Origin of the sequence: Bradyrhizobium nitroreducens, from assembly GCF_002776695.1 — a bacterium.
Taxonomy (GTDB): Bacteria; Pseudomonadota; Alphaproteobacteria; order Rhizobiales; family Xanthobacteraceae; genus Bradyrhizobium; species Bradyrhizobium nitroreducens.
Genome location: NZ_LFJC01000003.1, coordinates 3,576,764 through 3,594,379 on the forward strand (window position 1 = coordinate 3,576,764; position 17,616 = coordinate 3,594,379).

A 17,616-nucleotide genomic window follows, 5' to 3' on the forward strand; every position below is an offset into this window, starting at 1 on the left:
GAAGGGGATTGGATCAATGCGGCACGCTCGGCCTATTCCACCGCCTCACAGACCGGCTGAACCCGCGCTGCAATCGACGGAAACAGTTTCACCCCGGCGCGGCCGATCTCGTCGATCTCCAGCTTCGTCAAACCCGGGAATGCTCTCAGAGACCGAATATTTTCCTGCATGGTGGCCTCGCTCGAACACAGCACGCCGCAGTCGGAGCCGTAGACGAGGTGATCGGCCGCCGTCATCGCAAGGGCGGGCGCCAGGCTGTTCGCCGATCCCGTCGCTGCTGTGTCGAGATAGAGCGCCGCCAATTGCGCCTTCATCTCGGCTTTGGTGATGCCTTGCGGGTTGGGGACCCAGCTTTCCGTGCCCAACAGCAAAAGACGTCCCGCCAGCGCCGGCAGGGCAGCGCCGCAATGAGCGATGACGAATTTGATTTTCGGATAGCGACGGAAGATGCCGGCATACAGCATGTCGATCACCGTTCGCGTGGTTTCGAACGCCACTTCCAGCAGAGCCGTCGGACGTCCCATTGACGGCTCGCCGTAGGCGTCCGGGTGCACGAAAACTGTCGCTTGCCGCCGCTGCAGTGCTTGCCAAACCGGTTCGAGCCTGATGTCGCTCAGGTACACGTCATTGTAACGGCAAGTTACGGCGAAGCCGTCCGCCTTCAGCTTCTCCGTGCGATCGATCTCCACAAGACAAGCGTCCGGATTGTCCGTGGGGAGGGCAAGCAGAAGTCCGAAGCGGGACGGATAGCGAGCAACGATCGATGCGCCATGTTCGTTTGATCGTTGCAAAGCCTTGAGCGATTTCGGGATGTTGCTCAGCATCTGCATGGCGATACCGGTGCCATCCATGTGTGCGATCGCGGCTTCCGCAGTCCACTGGTAAAGCTCGGGAGCCAGGAAGCATCGCTCGCAGCGCGCGGTGGCACTTCGCTTGAGCTCCTCTTCGGTCTGCGGGACCATGAAATGCGCATGGACGTCGATCCATTGCGCCTCGAAGCCGTCAGCAAGGCTTTTCATCGACCTACTCTTCTAGGGGCATCCTGTAGCGAGACCCTAGCGACGGCTTTCAGGATGCTCTATATCGAGGCGTCCGCAATTCTTTCGAGATCGTCCTATTTCCGATCCCCTGACCCAGGTCGTCCGGCTCCTCAAACCCCGCGCGCTGCTCTGGAAGCAGCTCGACACGCGAGGCCCATGGGCCATTCGCTATCCCTCGCTCCAGGACACGATTTTCGTTCTGGTCACCGAGGGAAACGCCAGGCTTCAGCTTCCTGGCCGACCGACGCGCACGATGGTCACCGGCGACTTCCTGATGATGACGGCGCCTGAAGAATGGATGATGGGGGACAGCGAGGAGACCAAGCCGATCAGGTTCCAGCCTCCTCAATCCAACCCGTCGGCACGGTCGATCGTCACCGATCCATCGAGCACGGCTCCCACATTCAAGCTGCTGGGCGGCCGCTTCTCGTTCGACCGCACGCATTTGGGACTGTTGAAGGACATACTCCCCTCCGTGGTCGAGATCGGTTTTGCGACATCGGGCGCAACACGCGTGGCGTCGCTCCTGAAGATGCTCGGCACGGAAGCATGGGAGGGTCGACCGGGCTCCGCCCTGGTCATCGAACGTCTGCTGGAAATCCTTTTGATCGAGGTCATGCGCTACCAGGGCGAGGAGCAGGCGAACGTGAACCCCGGCCTGCTGGCCGGTCTTGCCGATCCGCAGATCGCTGCATGCCTGGAAGCCTTACACCAGGATCCGTCCCGCGACTGGTCGGTCGCCACGTTGGCGAAGGCCGCCGGCGCATCCCGATCGGTCTTCGCACAGCGCTTCTGCGAGGTCGTCGGCCTACCGCCAATGCAATACCTTCTCAAATGGCGGATGGCGCTGGCCAAAGAAATGATCAGCCAAGGGGTATCGATTTCGGAGATAGCCTTCGCCTGCGGCTATCAGTCGGCAAGCGGTTTCAGCGTCGCTTTCGCCCGTCATGTCGGTTGCCCGCCGTCGCATCTGCGTCCTGCCCAAAATTGAGCTGTAGCTCATCGGACTATCGAGAAGTGTTGCTTTATTCTCCTGGCCGCCAGCATCCGCTCGGTCCTTGATGTCGCCCGCTGTGTCCCCGTGATCATTCGGTGACCGGCAAGCGCGTAGGGTTAGGTGAAGAGACGCGCCTGGCTTGCCATCGAACGCTACAGGAAGCGAGGGGATAACTTTCAGGTACGACACATGGTGCGAACTACTCTCGAGTGCGATGCCATCGTCGGCGAACTGCAGCACCGCAAGTACAGAATTAGGAGCGACTAGACTGCGTGCCCTACGAGCGCGCCGATGCCGGCGCTGGCGGCCATCGCGATGGCCCCCCAAAACGTGACTCGTAGCGTTGGCTTCACAATGCCTGCGCCCCCAATGCGAGCGCTGAGAGCCCCGAGCAACGCCAGGCAAAATAGAGATCCGCCAGACACGATCAGGGATGTTGAACCTGAGGGGGCAAGCAGCACGATGCCGATCGGCAAAGCTGCGCCGACCGAAAACGTCAGAGCAGAGGTCAATGCAGCCTGCACCGGTCGGGCGACTACATGGGCCGACAGCCCCAACTCATCTCTTGCATGCGCAGCGAATGCATCCTTCGCTGTCAATTGCTCAGCAACTTGCCGGGCCAAGGCGACCTCGACACCGCGATCAACATAGATTTTTGTCAGTTCGTCTAGCTCGGACTCGGGTGTATCAGCGAGTTCCTTGCGCTCTCGGGCCAGATCCGCCTGTTCGGTATCGGCCTGAGAGCTGACCGAGACATATTCGCCGGCGGCCATCGACATCGCTCCGGCGACAAGCCCTGCGACCCCTGCCACCAGTACTTCGCCGGAGGAATTGGCGGCCGCAGCGACGCCTACAACCAGACTGGCAGTCGAAATGATGCCGTCATTCGCACCCAGCACGGCAGCACGCAGCCAGCCGATACGCTCAATGAGATGCGTTTCACGATGAATCGGATGCATGGCCGCTTTCCCAATGGGTAAGATCGCAAGTTCTGATGGTTGCCGTAAGCGCGTCACTCGGCCGCAAGCGAGCGTAGCCAGGCCAGACGTGAGATCGCGCGTTCGGCAAGCCGCTGCAGGCTTTCGAGACGGGCCGAGTCGTTCGACCGCTCGGCACCGTCGAGGTAGCCGTCGACGAGCGCTTCGGCGATCTCCAATGGGCCCTTGCGTTCGATGGATGCGGGAAAGCTGCCGAAGCCGGCGGCGGCGGCGGCCATCTCGATCGATTGTTGGCGCAAATCCCGGATTCGGGCCGCGGTTGGCCCGTTCAGACGCGGTTCCATGTCGTCGAGCTGGGCAACGAGGCGCAGCTCGAGCCGCTGTGCATCGACATGCGACGACCCAGGCGCTGACGACACTTCCGCACTGACCAGGTCGTGCTCGCGATGATAAGCGCGCCGCCTCTCCTTCCGTAGCGTCGCCACGTGGCCAAGTTCCTCCCTGGCCATCGCTTCGGACGCCTTCTTGACCTCGGGATCATGCGAGAAGGCTGCCAGATAGGACCAGAAGGCGAAAGCGCGCTCCTCGTTACGGACTGCCATGGCGAGCGCGCGGTAGGGCGTCATCAATCGTGACGTTTTCACCTCGGCCGCAGCCTCAGGGGCGAGTGTTTCGGGCGCTTCCCAGCGCACCATGGCGGGATCCGGACGCTTGCCGCGGCGCGATTGCGACCACTGCGTCACACTGTCCGCGTGCTCGCGCTCGGCGTCCGCGAGTCGCGCGAACACCTCCGCCAGATCATCATTGCCCTGCCCGCGCATATCTTCGGCCAGAGACTCGTACTTGTCGGCTGCTTCCTGCTCCATTGCATGCGCTAGCGCAAAGAGCTCGTCGAGCGACTCCAATACACCGGCGGGCTCGGCACCGAGCAATGACGTGCGTAGAAATGGCATAGCAAGGACTCCACATGCAGACTTCCGATCCGGTCCTCGCGAACACAAATCTCGCCCACGGGGTTGACAGAGGCAGTCGTACGCGATGAGTGTTGCACGTCAGCGGCGACAAATCATCGACGAAGATATCAAGGCGCGCGCGGCCCGGTTGGTCGCGCAGATTGCATTTGAATCGACATGTTGAAGCGACCGGATGACGACACCGCCTTCGCACGACGTGCGGCGCTTGCGCTCGCAGGTGTGCTACTGCTGTGTCTGACTTATATTTCGCCCGCATGCGCCGCCGGCGATCTACCGACATACCTGCCGAAGATCACACCTGCGGACTTTTTCCCGGGAGCGGATCGTTTCGGCCCGCCGCAAGGCGATCCGCCCATCGTGCCGGTGTACCGCGGTGACCAGCTCCAGGGCTTTGTCTTCCTCAACTCCGATTTGGCCAATTCGGTCGGCTACTCCGGCAAACCGATCCACCTGCTGGCCGGGATCGATCCGAAGGGCGTCATCACCGGCATCAAGCTCGTCGATCACAAGGAGCCGATCGTGCTGGTCGGCATTCCGGAAGCCCGCATCGTCGCCGCCGTGAATGGCCTGATCGGGAAGGACATGAAGCCTGTCGCAAGTGGTGCCGAGAAGCCGCCGCAGGTCGACATCGTGAGCGGCGCAACCGTCACCGTGCTGGTGATGGGCGACAGTATCGTCCGCGCCGCGTCCAAGCTGATCCGAAGCGGTCGCGTTGGGGCCGTCGGCGGCGCAGCGGTTGCGGCAGCCCTGCCCCCCGTCATCAAGACGCTCGATCTCGAACACAGTGAAGTCCGCGACTGGGAGAGTCTCGTCGGCGACGGTTCGATACGCCGGCTTCATCTCAGCGTCGGCGACATCAACGACGCCTTTGCAAAATCCGGCAGCGCAACGGCGACCCAGTACCCCGAACCGGGTGAGGCCGGCGACACCTTCGTCGACCTCTATGTCGCGCTCGTGAGCGCGCCCACGATCGGCCGCAGCCTGCTCGGCGACGACGGCTATCGGCGGCTGAAGGACGGCCTGAAGCCGGGGCAGCAGGCGATCATCGTCGCCGGCAACGGCCCCTACTCCTTCAAGGGATCGGCCTATGTCCGCGGCGGCATCTTCGATCGCATCGAGATCCTGCAGGAGGGCAACAGCACCCGCTTCCGCGATCGCAATCATACGCGCCTTGGAGCGTTGGACGCGGTCGGCGCGCCCGAGTTCAGGGAAATCGGCCTGTTCGTCACCCCGCCTGAGTTCACCCTGGATCCGACGCTGCCCTGGCAGGTTCAGCTGTTGGTGCAGCGGAGCCTCGGCGGCCGCGACAAGGCATTCCTGACTTTCGATCTCAACTACACCCTGCCCGACGGCTACATTCGTCGCGAGCAGCGTGCCGTGACAGTGCCGGAGAGCGCGGCGCCTTCAACCTCGCAGGCAAAGGCGGCGATCACACCGCCTGCTGAGGTAGACGAGCCGCTTTGGATGCGGATCTGGCGGTCGAGCACGGTCTCGATCGGCATCACCGCGTTCATGCTGGCCGCCCTCACCGGCATCTTCTTCTTTCAGAACCTGCTCGTGCGCCGGCCGGTGCTGTACACCTGGGTGCGGCGAGGCTATCTCGCCTTCGTTCTGGTCTGGCTCGGCTGGTACGCCAACGCGCAGCTCTCCGTCGTCAACGTCGTCACCTTCATCAATGCGCTGGTGACGGGATTCCGCTGGGAGTTCTTCCTGGCAGCGCCCCTGATCTTCATTCTGTGGGCCGCAACGGCGGGCGGGCTTCTGTTCTGGGGCCGCGGCCCATTCTGCGGCTGGCTGTGTCCGTTCGGCGCACTCCAGGAGCTCACCAACACGGCGGCGAAATGGCTGAAGGTGCCGCAGATAACGGTGCCGTGGGGACTGCACGAGCGGCTCTGGCCGATCAAATACATCATCTTCCTCGGACTGTTCGGCCTGTCGCTCTACTCGGTCGACATGGCCGAGCGGTTCGCCGAGGTCGAGCCGTTCAAGACTGCGATCATCCTGAAGTTTTCGCGGAGTTGGCCGTTCGTCGCCTATGCCGTCGCCCTGCTCGTCATCGGCCTCTTCATCGAGCGCTTCTTCTGCCGCTACCTCTGCCCGCTCGGCGCGGCGCTGGCAATTCCCGGCCGCATGCGGACCTTCGAATGGCTCCGCCGCTGGCAGGAATGCGGATCACCCTGCCAACGCTGCGCCAAGGAATGCCCGGTGCAGTCGATCCATCCCGAGGGTCACATCAACGTCAATGAGTGCATCTACTGCATGCATTGCCAGGAACTCTATCACGACGATCACCGCTGCCCGCACATGATCCAGGTGCGGCTCAAGCGCGAGAAGTTCGCGGCGATGTCGTCCCCCACGATGCGCTCAGGCGGCAAGGGTCCCGCAACGGTCATCACCGCCGGCGGCAAGCCTGTTGGCGTGTCACCCACTGTCTCTCCACCACCTAACTGAACCGAAAGCCGAGGAGGCAATCATGAGCGAGAACGAACAGGCCAAGGGCGTCAGCCGTCGAACAGTGTTGGGAACGACGGCGGCCGCGGCGGGCGTCGGCCTTGCCGGCGGCGTGGCGCTGAAGGACGGGGGCTTCGTCTCGTCTGCGGATGCACAGACCAAGGCGGCTGCACCGAAGGCCCCTCCTGCCCGGTCGGCCGTGCTGAAGACCGAGGTCGCCCCCGGCGAGCTCGACGAATATTACGTGTTCTTCTCGAGCGGCCAGTCCGGCGAGATGCGCATCGTCGGCCTTCCTTCGATGCGCGAATTGATGCGTGTTCCGGTGTTCAACCGCTGCAGCGCGACCGGCTGGGGCCAGACCAATGAAAGCCTCAAGGTTCTGACCGAGGGACTGCAGCCCGCGACCCGCGAATTCCTGAAGACCCGCGGCGGCACCTACACGAACGGTGACCTCCACCATCCCCATATTTCGTTCACGGACGGCACCTACGACGGACGCTACGCCTTCATGAACGACAAGGCCAACAGCCGCGTCGCGCGGGTGCGGCTCGACGTCATGAAATGCGACAAGATCGTCGAACTGCCGAACCAGCATACCGTCCATGGTCTGCGGGTACAGAAATATCCGCGCACCGGTTACGTGTTCGCCAACGGCGAGGATGGCGTGCCCCTGCCCAACGACGGCAAAGTCCTCGACGATCCCAAGCAATATCGTTCGATCCTGAGCGCGGTCGACGGCGACACGATGAAGGTGGCCTGGCAGGTGATCGTCAGCGGCAACCTCGACAATGTCGATGCCGACTACCAGGGCAAATACGCTTTCGCGACCTGCTACAACGGCGAGGAAGGGGTCACGCTCGCGGAGATGACCGCCAGCGAGCAGGACTGGGTCGTCATCTTCAACATCAAGCGGATCGAAGAGGCCGTGAAGAAGGGCGACTTCAAGGAAATGAACGGCGTGCCGGTCATCGACGGCCGCAAGGGCTCGGCCTACACCCGTTACGTGCCGGTCTCGAACAATCCGCACGGCATGAACACGGCCCCCGACGGCATCCACATCGTGGCGGCCGGAAAGCTCTCGCCGACCGTGACCGTGATGGACGTGCGCCTGTTCGACCAGCTGTTCGACGACAAGATCAAGCCGCGCGACGTCGTCGTCGCAGAGCCCGAGCTTGGCCTCGGGCCGTTGCATACCGCCTACGACGGCAAGGGCAACGCCTACACCACGCTGTTCCTCGACAGCCAGGTCTGCAAGTGGAACATCGACCTCGCCAAGCGGGCCTTCAAGGGCGAGAAGGTCAATCCCATCATCCAGAAGCTCGACGTGCACTATCAGCCGGGCCACAACCATACCTCGATGGGCCAGACCAAGGAGGCCGACGGAAAATGGCTGATCTCGCTGAACAAGTTCTCGAAGGATCGCTTCCTGAACGTCGGGCCGCTCAAGCCGGAGAACGATCAGCTGATCGACATTTCGGGCGACCAGATGAAGCTGGTGCATGACGGCCCGAGCTTCGCCGAGCCGCACGACGCGACCATCGTCCACCGCTCCAAGATCAATCCGATCTCGATCTGGGACCGCGCGGATCCGATGTTTGCGGATGCGGTCAAGCAGGCCAAGGCGGACGGCATCAATCTGGAAGCGGACTCGAAGGTCATTCGCGACGGCAACAAGGTGCGCGTCTACATGACGTCCACCGCGCCGGCGTTCGGCCTCGAACAGTTCCAGGTCAAGCAAGGCGACGAAGTGACCGTCTTCGTGACGAACATCGACGCAGTCGAGGATCTCACGCACGGCTTCTGCATCGTGAACTACGGCATCCAGATGGAAGTGGCACCGATGGCCACCGCCTCCGTCTCGTTCAAGGCCGACAAGCCGGGCGTCTATTGGTACTATTGCTCCTGGTTCTGCCACGCCATGCACATGGAGATGAAAGGCCGGATGTTCGTCGAGCCCAAGTCAGTTTGACGCCGGCTTGAAGCCGGTCTGATCGGAGCGACCTCATGGGTCTACCGTTACGCATGTGTCCGGCGGCGCTCGTCGCCGCCGGATTGTCCGGCTTCGCCCATGCGGCGACGTTGACGGCTGCGCCCGGCCAGTCGCTGCAAGCCATGCTGGACGGTGCGCGCGCCGGCGACGTCATCGCGCTCGCGCCCGGCGAATATCACGGCTCGATCCGGATCGACCGTCCCCTGCAACTGATCGGGAGCCGCGAGGCGGTGCTTGATGGAGACGGCTCCGGCAACGTCATCACTGTCACCGCGCCCGACGTCACCGTTCGCGGCCTGACGATCCGGGCCTCCGGCCGCGATCTTCAGGCCATGAATTCCGGAATCTTCCTGCAGAAGACGGCCGAACGCGCGACGGTCGAGGGCAACCGCCTGGTGGGCAATTTGTTCGGCGTCTATGTGCACGGCGCCAGGGGATCCCGCGTCGTCCGCAACGAGATCGAGGGCCTGCACGGGGTCCGTCTCAGTGAGGCCGGCAACGGCGTCTCGCTGTGGAACGCGCCCGACGTCACCATCGCCAACAACATGTTCCGCTACGGCCGCGACGGCATCTTCTCGATCTCCAGCAGCAAGGACCGCTTCGTCGACAACCGCTTCGAGCAGGTCCGCTTCGCGGTCCACTACATGTACACCAACGACAGCGAAATCAGCGGCAACGTCTCGGTCGGCAACCATGTCGGATATGCCATCATGTATTCGAACCGCCTGGTGATCCGCGGCAATTCCTCCGACCACGACCGCGACTATGGATTCCTCTTCAACTACGCGAACTATGCCCAGATCGAGGACAACCGGGTAATCGGCGGCCCCCTGAGCTCGACGATACAGGGCACGCAGGACAGTCCCGACGACGAGCGAGGCATGCTCCCGCAGGCGAAACGGGAGAGCACGCTCAAGAGCGGCCCGGAGAAATGCGTGTTCATCTACAACACCAATCACAACAAGTTCCGCGACAACTGGTTCGAGCGCTGCGCCATCGGCGTGCACTTCACGGCCGGCTCCGAAGGCAACGAGATCACCGGCAACGCCTTCGTCAGCAACGCCAACCAGGTGAAATATGTCGGCACCCGCCACCTCGACTGGTCGACCGGCGGCCGCGGCAACTACTGGAGCGACAATCCGGCATTCGACCTGAACGGAGACGGCATCGCCGACACGGCGTACCGGCCGAACGACCTCATCGACCGCGTGTTGTGGACGGCACCCGCCGCGAAGGTCCTGATCAATAGCCCAGCTGTCCAGGTGATCCGCTGGGCGCAGGCGCAGTTTCCGGCGCTGCTGCCGGGCGGTGTGGTCGACAGCCATCCGCTGGTGTCGCCGCCGCGCATTCCTGCGCCGAAGGAGACGCGATGACCAGCACGGTACGCGTCAGCGACGTCACCAAGGCCTATGGCCGCGTCGAGGCCGTGCGCGGCGCGTCATTCGCGCTTGGCCAGGGCGAGCTGGTCGCCTTGATCGGCCACAACGGGGCCGGCAAGACCACGCTGATGAAGCTCATGCTGGGATTGATCCGGCCGACCAGCGGCGCCATCGAGGTTCTCGGCGACAATCCTGCCGCCGGCGAGTTCGCGGGGCGACGACAGCTCGGCTACCTCCCCGAAAACGTCTCCTTCGACCCTGCCCTCACCGGCCGCGAGACCCAGGCCTTCTATGCCAGGCTGAAGCGGGAGCCTGTCGCCAAGGCCCTCGATCTGCTCGACGCCGTCGGGCTCGGAGCCGCCAGCCGCCGCCGGGTGAGCACCTATTCCAAGGGCATGCGTCAGCGCCTCGGCCTTGCCCAGGCGCTGCTTGGCGCACCGCGCGTGCTGCTGCTGGACGAGCCCACCACCGGGCTCGATCCGGAATTACGCCAGACCTTCTACGACATCATCGCACGGCTCGCCGCTGCGGGCACCACCGTGCTGCTGTCGTCGCATGCGCTGACCGAGCTCGAGGAGCGCGCCGGCCGGGTCATCATCATGAATCGCGGCATCAAGGTCGCGGACGGGTCGATCGACGAGCTGCGTCGTCTCGCCCGGCTGCCCACCAGGATCCGCCTCAAAGTGGCTGGCCTCGCGCCGAGCGAGATGCCGCCCTGGGCTCCCGCAGACGCGACCTGCCGCCGCCTGAACGGTCACATCGTCGAGATCGATGCCGCGCCGGAGCGGAAGATCGAGCTGCTGCACCGCGCCACGGCCGCCGGCAATGCGGTCGAGGACGTCGACGTCGTTCCGCCGACCCTCGACGAGCTCTATGCTCATTTCCTCCGGCAATCGGAGCAGGCGCCATGAACATCCTGATCATCGCCGCCAAGGAAATCCACCAGGCCATCCGCAATCGCTGGGTGCTCGCCGCGACGCTCCTGCTCGCCGGGCTGGCACTGTCGCTGACCTTTCTCGGCAGTGCGCCGACCGGCAATGTCGGCGTTCGCACGCTGGACGTGGTCGTCGTCAGCCTGTCGAGCCTGACGATCTTCCTCGTTCCGCTGATTGCGCTTCTGATCTCCCATGACGCCATCGTCGGCGAGATGGAACGCGGGACGATGCTGTTGCTGCTGAGCTATCCGGTGGCCCGATGGCAGGTGCTGCTCGGCAAATTCCTGGGCCATCTCGCCGTCCTCGCCTTTGCGACCTGCCTCGGCTACGGCGCGGCGGTCGGTGCGCTGGCCGCGACGGGCAGCCAGATCGATAGCGATAGTTTCCTGGCCTTCGCGGCGATGGTGGGCTCCTCGGTGCTGCTCGGCGCCGCGTTCGTCGCGATCGGCTATCTGATCAGCGCGCTCGTGCGCGACCGCGGAACGGCCGCCGGCATATGTATCGGCTTGTGGCTGTTGCTGGTGCTGATCTACGACATGGCGCTGCTGGGCGTGCTTGCGCTCGATCAGGGACGCAGCATCTCGGCCGCCGCCCTCAACGCCATGCTGCTGGCGAACCCGACCGACGCCTATCGGCTGATCAATTTGACCGGCTTTGCCAATGTCAGCACCTTCGCCGGCATGGCTGGCCTTGCCCAAACCTCGTCCCTGACCATCCCGGTCCTGCTGAGCGCCCTGCTCGGCTGGACGCTGCTGCCGCTGGGGCTCGCCGCGCTCGCCTTCTCGCGGAGGGAGCTATGAGGCGCCGAACGTTCCTGCTCGCCCTGCTCGTGCCGCTCGCGCTCGCGGGCTGCAACGAGAAGCAGGCCGCGAAGATCCCCTCACCGCACCGGATGACCGCCGAAGACATCGGCCACTACTGCGGCATGAACGTGCTGGAGCATCCGGGACCGAAGGGCCATATCTTCGCCGCGAGCCTGATGGAGCCAGTGTGGTTCTCCTCGGTGCGTGACACCATCGCCTTCACCATGCTCCCGGACGAGCCCAAGGACATCCAGGCGATCTACGTCTCCGACATGGGCAAGGCGCCCGACTGGGACAAGCCCGGCGCCGACAACTGGATCGAGGCGCGCAAGGCGTTGTTCGTGATCGAAAGCCGGGTCAAGAGCGGCATGGGCGGCGACGAGGCCGTTCCGTTCTCGGACCGGGCGGCGGCGGAGAAGTTCGCCGCGCAGAACGGCGGCAGGATCGTCGGCTTCAACGAGGTACCCCGGGACTACGTCTTGTCGTCGGCGAACGCCGGCGCTGCCGTGGCGGCGGACGAGGCGGAAACCCCGCCGGGCGAACGAGGAAGGAGGACGCCATGACGCGAACCCTGACGCGCCGACGCTTCATCCGGATTAGCGCGGCGGCAGCTGGCCTTGGCGTGTTGTCTCCAGGCTATCCCGTTCGTGCCGAGATCGCGCCGGCGACCTGGCGTGGCACGATGCTGGGCGCGGTCGCGACGATGGAGATCCACGACGAGGATCGCAGCCGGGCGGAGCGGCTGATCGCGCTGGCCTGCGCCGAGGCGCGGCGGCTCGAGCGGCTGTTCAGTCTTTACCTCGACGATTCCGCCCTGGTCGCGCTGAACCGGACCGGTATCCTGCTTGATCCCGCCGTCGAGATGGTCGACCTGCTCTCGGCCTCGCAGCGCTATTCCACGCTGACGGGCGGCCTGTTCGACGTCACCGTGCAGCCGCTGTGGCAGCTCTATGCCGGCCATTTCGCGCGCGATGACGCAGATCCGGCCGGCCCTGCGGCCGCCGCGATCGAGGCCGCGCGCGCGCGTGTCGGCAGCAGCCGGCTGTCGATCAGCCGCGACCGGATCGTGATGCCCAAGGGCATGGCGGTCACCCTGAACGGCATCGCGCAAGGCTACGTCACGGACAAGGTGGTCGAGCTGTTGCGGGCGAACGGCATCTCTCACAGCCTGGTCGACATGGGCGAGGCCCGCGCGATCGGGTCGCGTCCGGACGGACGTCCCTGGGATGTCGGCATCGCCGATCCCGACCTTGTAGGCCGCACGAAGGCGGTGCTGCCGATCATCGACCGCGCCGTGTCCACCTCGGGCGGCTACGGCTGCCAGTTCGATCCCGCGGCGCGCTTCAACCACCTGTTCGATCCGCGATCAGGCCTCTGCGCGCAGCGCTATCGCAGCGTGACGACCGTGTCCCGCTGCGCGACCGCCGCGGACGCATTGTCGACGGCGTTCAGCCTGATGCCGGAAGACCAGATCAGATCGTTGCTGCCGGGTGCCGACATCGACCGCGTGCATCTGATCGACGCGGCCGGCAGGTCGGTCGAATTGTCCGTGTAGTGGCTCCACGCTGGCGCGGAGAAAACAGCGCCGGGGTCGCGCTATCGCGATAGCAGCAGCTCCAACTGGCTCTGCGCCTTCTTCACGACCGCTGGGTACCAGCCCTGGTTCGGTGCTTCCTTGGCGAAGCACTTGGTGTAGGCGTCCATCGCCAGGTCTTCCTTGGCCATGGCATCCTCTGGCACTTTCTTCGCCATCATCTGCTTCCAGACCTTTTCGCAGGCCGGGATCTCTGCCGTCTTCACGGCATCGGTGTCGGCGAGGAAGAAGACCTTGTCGCCCTGGATCGCGACGACGTCGATCTCGTGCGGCGCTCCCTTCAGGTCGCCATTGCCGCGCACCCCCAGCACGGCAGCGACAGTGCTCGCGGAGGCGGGCTTGGCGATCGGCAGCTCGGCATATTTGGCGAAGGCGGAGTCCTGGATCGCCTGATAATAGAAGCGGTCGGACTTGAAGGCCGCGCCGATCTCCTGCGGCATGCCGCCCTCGCGATGCTCGCGCAGCCAGTGCTTGAGCAGTCCCGTGGTGGTCACCACGGCCTGCCTCTTGTCGCCCACCGAGGCGAAACCGAGCCCGTCGAGATGGCCGAAGCCCGAATCGCCCTTGAAGAGCGTGTCAGCGTTCGACTTGCCTTCGGCGGGAAGCCCCTTGATCGCGACCGGTCCGACCAGGCCGCGCAACACGCCTGCCAGCTCCTTCAGGTCGGCATCATGCTGCTTGTAGATCTCCTCGCCCTCCTTGGCCTTCGAGAACTTGGCGATGTAGCGATCGCGCAGGTCGAGATAGGACTGCTCGGGCGTGGCGGCATGGACGGGCGTCGCCAGGACGAGCAGGCAGAGCAAGGCAAGCGATTTCATCAGATTTCCGGAATCGGGGAGCAACCTCCCTTCTTTGTGCCCTTACCTTGCGGCGAGGTTCATCAGCAAGGTCCGGTGCGCCGGCCCTACTCCGCCGGCGTGAGCTGCCGGCTCAGGCGCAGCGCCGCGGTCTCGCGCACGCGCACCCGGGCACGGCGCTTGCGCCACCAGATCACGACGCCGGTGACGGAGAGCGCGGCCACCACGAGCCCCATGATCGAGATGAGGATGCGGCCGAACAGGCCGACGATGCGGCCCGAATGCAGCGGGAATTGCGCCTGGACGAAGATGTCGGCGGCGGTGCCGACCCAGGGCAACCGCTCGCCGATGGGGCGGCCGTCCTCGCTGTCGTAATAGAGCTGCGCCGGGCCGACGCCGCCCGCACCGTGGTCGTCGCCGGGGTGGAAGAAGGCGGCGGCATAGACGCCATGGGCCGGGCCGTAATTGATCGAGCCGACCGGAACGGTCCAGCCGCGCGCCTTGCCGTCGGCGGCGGCGCGCTCGGCGATCTCGGCGAACGTCATCTTGGGCTCGATGGGATCGTCGAGATCGCGATAAGGCCGCTGCTCATACGGCGTCGGCGTGTAGTTCGACACCATCTTCATCAGCGGCGAGAACACCTCGAAATAGAGGTTCAGCGAGAACGCCGTGAAGGCGATGACGAACAGCACGCCCCAGGTCCACAGGCTGAAGGCGCGATGGATGTCGAAATTGATCCGGTAGGCGCTGCCGGACGTCTTGATGGTCCAGGCCGGCGCCCAGCGCGCCCAGAAGCCGCGTTCGAGCTGGCGCACGACGGCTGGCGCCCGCGCCGCCTTGGCGCGGCGGCGCGACGGCAGCGTGAGGTAAAAGCCGACGAAGCAGTCGATGGTCCAGATGATGGCGATCACGCCGAGCACGCGCATGCCCCAGCGGTCGCTGCCCCAGAATTCGGGAATGTGCATGGTATAGTGCAGCTTGTAGAGGAAGGAGACGAAATTCTCCCGCGTCACCGGCCAGACCGCGCCCCAGTAGCGGCGGCCGAGCTCAACGCCGGTGTTGGGATCGAGGAAGACCTGATTGTAGTCGAGCGGATAGCGCTTGCCGGTCGCCGGATCGATCCGCGGCATCACGAAGAACCATAGCGAGTGACCCTGCTCCGGCGTCATGAAGAGATAGACGACGCGCGCATGGGGATCGCGCTGCTCGATCATCCTGGCGAGCTCGATCGAGGGAATGGCCGGCCCCTTTGTCGAGACGTCGAACAGATGACTGTTCAGGACGTCGTCGATCTCATGGTCCCAGGAGATGATGGCGCCGGTGATGCCGGAGAAGAACAGGAATCCGGCCGTGAGCAGTCCCGCCCAGCGATGCAGCCTGCCGAATATCGCTCTCATCGCTCAAGTCTCACTTCAAAGGTCCGGCTCCCGTGGCCGGACCGTCGTTACGTCGATCTCACCAGCGATACGTCAGCTTGCCGATGGCCTTGCGTCCCTCGGCGTAGAAGCAACCCGAGGCAGCGCCGTAGCAGGCGGCGACATAGCGCAGGTCGGTCAGATTGGTGACGTTCAGCGACAGCCGCCAATTGTCCCTGCTATAGGCGAGCAGCGCATCCAGCACGGTTGCGGACGGCACCTTGAAAGTGTTGGCGTCATCGCCCCAGGTCGCGCCGACATAGCGGATGCCGCCGCCGAATTGCAGCCCGGCGAGCTGGCCGCTCTGCAGCGTGTAGTCGCTCCACAGCGAAGCGCGGTTGAGCGGCACCGTCGTCGGCGCCTTGCCGAGATTGACCGGATCCCGCGACAGCTCGGCATCGACATAGGCGTAGGCGGCGCGCAGGTTCCAGCCGTCGGCGAGCGACATCGTGCCCTCGAGCTCGATGCCGCGCGATTTGACCTGGCCGAGCTGCGAGGCCGTATAGGTCGGCGGCGCATAGACGACGACGTTGTCGCGCGTCAGGTCGAAGGCCGCGAAGGTGAACAGCGCGTTCCAGCCGAGCGGCTGGTACTTGACGCCGACCTCGTACTGCACGCCGGTTTCAGGATTGAGCAGCTGGCCGCTGGCCGTCGCGAGCACCGGCAGGAACGATTCCGAGTAGCTCACGTAAGGCGCGATGCCGCTGTCGAAATTGTACATCACGGCAGCGCGGCCGGTGAAGGCCGATGCATCCTTCGAGATCGAATTGTTGGCGATGCCGTTGTCGACCTGCGTTGTCACGAAGTCCTGGCGGCCGCCGAGCTGGAAGGACAGCCGTCCGAGCTTGATCTGATCCTGCAGGTAAAGGCCGGTCTGCGATTGCTTGACGCCGGTCTTGTCGCTCGGCGTGGTGTCCACGGCGTAGTCGTAGCTGTACACGGGGTTGAAGACGTTGACCGTGGGAGACGAGGTCGTCACGCCGAAGGCGGTGTCGCGGAAACTGGTGTTGCGATAATCGATACCGGCGAGCACGGTGTGCTGCAGGAAGCCGGTCGCGAACTTGCCCTGCAGCTGATTGTCCACCGCAAACGAGTTGATGTACGAATTGCTGTAACTGCCGACGCGGGCATAGTCGCCGGCGGCTTCGTTGGTGTAGCCGGCGCCGTAGAAGACCTTCTCCTCGTTGTGCTGGTAGGCATAACGCAGGTTCTGCCGGAACGTGATGTTATCGGTGAAGTTGTGAGAGAACTGGTAGCCGGCGGTCGCAAGCTCCGTGTTGAACGCATCGAAGCTCGGGACGCCCGCGAAGAAAGAAACCGGGATGGTGCGGCCATTGTTCGGCCAGACCGTGCCCGAGGCCGGCAAGAACTGGAGGCCCCACCCCGCCCGGTCGCGCTGATAATTGGCGAGGATCGTGAGCGTGGTGTCTTCATTCGGCTTGAAGGTGACGGCCGGCGCGATGAAGACGCGATTGTCCTTGGTGAAGTCGACCTGGGTCTCGCCGTCGCGCACGACGCCGGTCAGGCGCCACAGCACGGTGCCTTCCTTGTTGGCGGGGCCGCCCATGTCGAACTGGCCCTGATAACGGTTGAAGCTGCCGCCGGAGATCGAGACCTCGCCGAACTGCTGCGCGGTCGGCAGCTTCGTCACGTAGTTGAGCAGGCCGCCGGTGCCGCTGCCGCCATACATCGCCGAGGACGGCCCCTTCAGCACCTCGATGCGCTCGGCGCCGTAGGGGTCGAGGCCGTTGAAATGCACGTAATTGCTGGAGGGAATGCGCAGGCCGTCGACATAGAGGCCGGGCATAGTCATGTCGAAGCCGCGGATCTGGAGGCCGCCGAAGCGGGTGTCGGAGCCGCCATTGACGTCGCCGCTGACGCCGGCGGTGTAGCGCAGCGCCTCGCCGATCGAGACCGCGCCCTGGTTCCTGACCTGGTCGGTCGTGATCACCGAGACCGACTGCGGCGTTTCGATCAAGGGCGTATCGGTCTTGGTCGCGGTGCCGCTTCGCGTGGCGACGAAACCGCGCACTGGACCATTGGCGCGTTCGCCTGTGGCGCCATTCGATGATGCCGACTGGGTTGGCGCAGCCTGTTGCGCCGGCGAGCGGCGATTGGCGCGTGCGGTTCGCGTCGCTGCAGCCCGCCGCGACGACACAGTCGCCGCTGGACGAGTGCGCTGCGCCGGCGCCTCGACGGTGACCGCAGGAATTTGCGTCTGCGCCTCCACGGAAGCGAAGGGAATGACGAGAGAGAATGTGCTGACCGCCCCGAGGAAGAACACCCGAATCTGTCGACGACGC

The 17,616-nt window shown here is 64.4% G+C and carries 14 protein-coding genes; 8 read left to right on the forward strand and 6 right to left on the reverse strand.

The features are described 5' to 3' along the window. Nucleotides 1-32 precede the first annotated feature (32 nt). Nucleotides 33-1,019, reverse strand: a complete 987-nt coding sequence (locus TSA1_RS17420; protein ID WP_100177431.1) for an amidohydrolase family protein — start codon at nucleotides 1,017-1,019, stop codon at nucleotides 33-35. A 109-nt stretch (nucleotides 1,020-1,128) separates the two neighbouring features. Between TSA1_RS17420 and TSA1_RS17425 the strand changes: the two genes are divergently transcribed. Further along, entirely contained in the window at nucleotides 1,129-2,031 is a 903-nt protein-coding gene (locus TSA1_RS17425) for an AraC family transcriptional regulator (protein WP_283814403.1), read from the forward strand. 269 nt (nucleotides 2,032-2,300) lie between these two features. Here the strand turns inward: TSA1_RS17425 and TSA1_RS17430 are convergent, their stop codons facing one another. Both TSA1_RS17430 and TSA1_RS17435 read right to left on the reverse strand, forming a co-directional pair. Then, nucleotides 2,301-2,996 carry a VIT1/CCC1 transporter family protein gene (locus TSA1_RS17430; RefSeq protein WP_100177433.1) on the reverse strand — a complete coding sequence of 232 codons (696 nt, stop codon included), beginning with the start codon at nucleotides 2,994-2,996 and terminating at the stop codon, nucleotides 2,301-2,303. 53 nt (nucleotides 2,997-3,049) lie between these two features. Further along, a complete protein-coding gene (locus tag TSA1_RS17435) occupies nucleotides 3,050-3,928 on the reverse strand; it encodes a ferritin-like domain-containing protein (protein ID WP_100177434.1) in 879 nt (292 codons plus the stop codon). Between the two features lie 177 nt (nucleotides 3,929-4,105). On the opposite strand from TSA1_RS17435, the gene TSA1_RS17440 reads away from it, so the two are divergent. From TSA1_RS17440 to TSA1_RS17470, 7 genes are read left to right on the forward strand one after another with little or no spacing between them, the layout of a single operon-like run. Then, the gene (locus TSA1_RS17440; RefSeq protein WP_100177435.1) at nucleotides 4,106-6,400 is read left to right on the forward strand and encodes a NosR/NirI family protein; all 2,295 of its coding nucleotides are present in this window, start codon (nucleotides 4,106-4,108) and stop codon (nucleotides 6,398-6,400) included. Nucleotides 6,401-6,422: 22 nt separating this feature from the next. Beyond that, entirely contained in the window at nucleotides 6,423-8,369 is a 1,947-nt protein-coding gene (nosZ, locus tag TSA1_RS17445; protein ID WP_100177436.1) for a TAT-dependent nitrous-oxide reductase, read from the forward strand. 35 nt (nucleotides 8,370-8,404) lie between these two features. Next, nucleotides 8,405-9,763, forward strand: coding sequence for a nitrous oxide reductase family maturation protein NosD (locus TSA1_RS17450; RefSeq protein ID WP_100177437.1), 1,359 nt, complete (start codon nucleotides 8,405-8,407; stop codon nucleotides 9,761-9,763). Then, a complete protein-coding gene (locus TSA1_RS17455; RefSeq protein WP_100177438.1) occupies nucleotides 9,760-10,680 on the forward strand; it encodes an ABC transporter ATP-binding protein in 921 nt (306 codons plus the stop codon). The genes TSA1_RS17450 and TSA1_RS17455 overlap by 4 nt, the downstream gene beginning before the upstream one ends. Continuing rightward, nucleotides 10,677-11,504, forward strand: a complete 828-nt coding sequence (locus TSA1_RS17460; protein WP_100177439.1) for an ABC transporter permease — start codon at nucleotides 10,677-10,679, stop codon at nucleotides 11,502-11,504. The genes TSA1_RS17455 and TSA1_RS17460 overlap by 4 nt, the downstream gene beginning before the upstream one ends. Then, nucleotides 11,501-12,070, forward strand: a complete 570-nt coding sequence (locus tag TSA1_RS17465; RefSeq protein WP_100177440.1) for a nitrous oxide reductase accessory protein NosL — start codon at nucleotides 11,501-11,503, stop codon at nucleotides 12,068-12,070. Before TSA1_RS17460 ends, TSA1_RS17465 begins: the two co-directional genes overlap by 4 nt. Further along, nucleotides 12,067-13,062 (forward strand): FAD:protein FMN transferase, encoded by a 996-nt coding sequence (locus TSA1_RS17470; RefSeq protein ID WP_100177441.1) that lies wholly within the window; start codon nucleotides 12,067-12,069, stop codon nucleotides 13,060-13,062. The genes TSA1_RS17465 and TSA1_RS17470 overlap by 4 nt, the downstream gene beginning before the upstream one ends. Nucleotides 13,063-13,103: 41 nt before the next feature. Here the strand turns inward: TSA1_RS17470 and TSA1_RS17475 are convergent, their stop codons facing one another. From TSA1_RS17475 to TSA1_RS17485, 3 genes are all read right to left on the reverse strand, one after another. Further along, complete coding sequence (locus tag TSA1_RS17475; protein WP_100177442.1) at nucleotides 13,104-13,919, reverse strand: hypothetical protein; 816 nt, start codon at nucleotides 13,917-13,919, stop codon at nucleotides 13,104-13,106. An 86-nt stretch (nucleotides 13,920-14,005) separates the two neighbouring features. Continuing rightward, the gene (gene fsrB / locus TSA1_RS17480; protein WP_100177443.1) at nucleotides 14,006-15,295 is read right to left on the reverse strand and encodes a siderophore utilization protein FsrB; all 1,290 of its coding nucleotides are present in this window, start codon (nucleotides 15,293-15,295) and stop codon (nucleotides 14,006-14,008) included. Between the two features lie 58 nt (nucleotides 15,296-15,353). After that, the gene (locus TSA1_RS17485) at nucleotides 15,354-17,345 is read right to left on the reverse strand and encodes a TonB-dependent siderophore receptor (RefSeq protein ID WP_174718941.1); all 1,992 of its coding nucleotides are present in this window, start codon (nucleotides 17,343-17,345) and stop codon (nucleotides 15,354-15,356) included. Nucleotides 17,346-17,616: the final 271 nt, after the last annotated feature.

Coding starts and splice junctions, on each gene's coding strand:
- TSA1_RS17420 (WP_100177431.1), bottom strand. CDS start 1,019: ATGAAAAGCCTTGCTGACGGCTTCGAGGCGCAATGGATCGACGTCCAT.
- TSA1_RS17430 (WP_100177433.1), bottom strand. CDS start 2,996: ATGCATCCGATTCATCGTGAAACGCATCTCATTGAGCGTATCGGCTGG.
- TSA1_RS17435 (WP_100177434.1), bottom strand. CDS start 3,928: ATGCCATTTCTACGCACGTCATTGCTCGGTGCCGAGCCCGCCGGTGTA.
- TSA1_RS17440 (WP_100177435.1), top strand. CDS start 4,106: ATGTTGAAGCGACCGGATGACGACACCGCCTTCGCACGACGTGCGGCG.
- nosZ (WP_100177436.1), top strand. CDS start 6,423: ATGAGCGAGAACGAACAGGCCAAGGGCGTCAGCCGTCGAACAGTGTTG.
- TSA1_RS17450 (WP_100177437.1), top strand. CDS start 8,405: ATGGGTCTACCGTTACGCATGTGTCCGGCGGCGCTCGTCGCCGCCGGA.
- TSA1_RS17455 (WP_100177438.1), top strand. CDS start 9,760: ATGACCAGCACGGTACGCGTCAGCGACGTCACCAAGGCCTATGGCCGC.
- TSA1_RS17460 (WP_100177439.1), top strand. CDS start 10,677: ATGAACATCCTGATCATCGCCGCCAAGGAAATCCACCAGGCCATCCGC.
- TSA1_RS17465 (WP_100177440.1), top strand. CDS start 11,501: ATGAGGCGCCGAACGTTCCTGCTCGCCCTGCTCGTGCCGCTCGCGCTC.
- TSA1_RS17470 (WP_100177441.1), top strand. CDS start 12,067: ATGACGCGAACCCTGACGCGCCGACGCTTCATCCGGATTAGCGCGGCG.
- TSA1_RS17475 (WP_100177442.1), bottom strand. CDS start 13,919: ATGAAATCGCTTGCCTTGCTCTGCCTGCTCGTCCTGGCGACGCCCGTC.
- fsrB (WP_100177443.1), bottom strand. CDS start 15,295: ATGAGAGCGATATTCGGCAGGCTGCATCGCTGGGCGGGACTGCTCACG.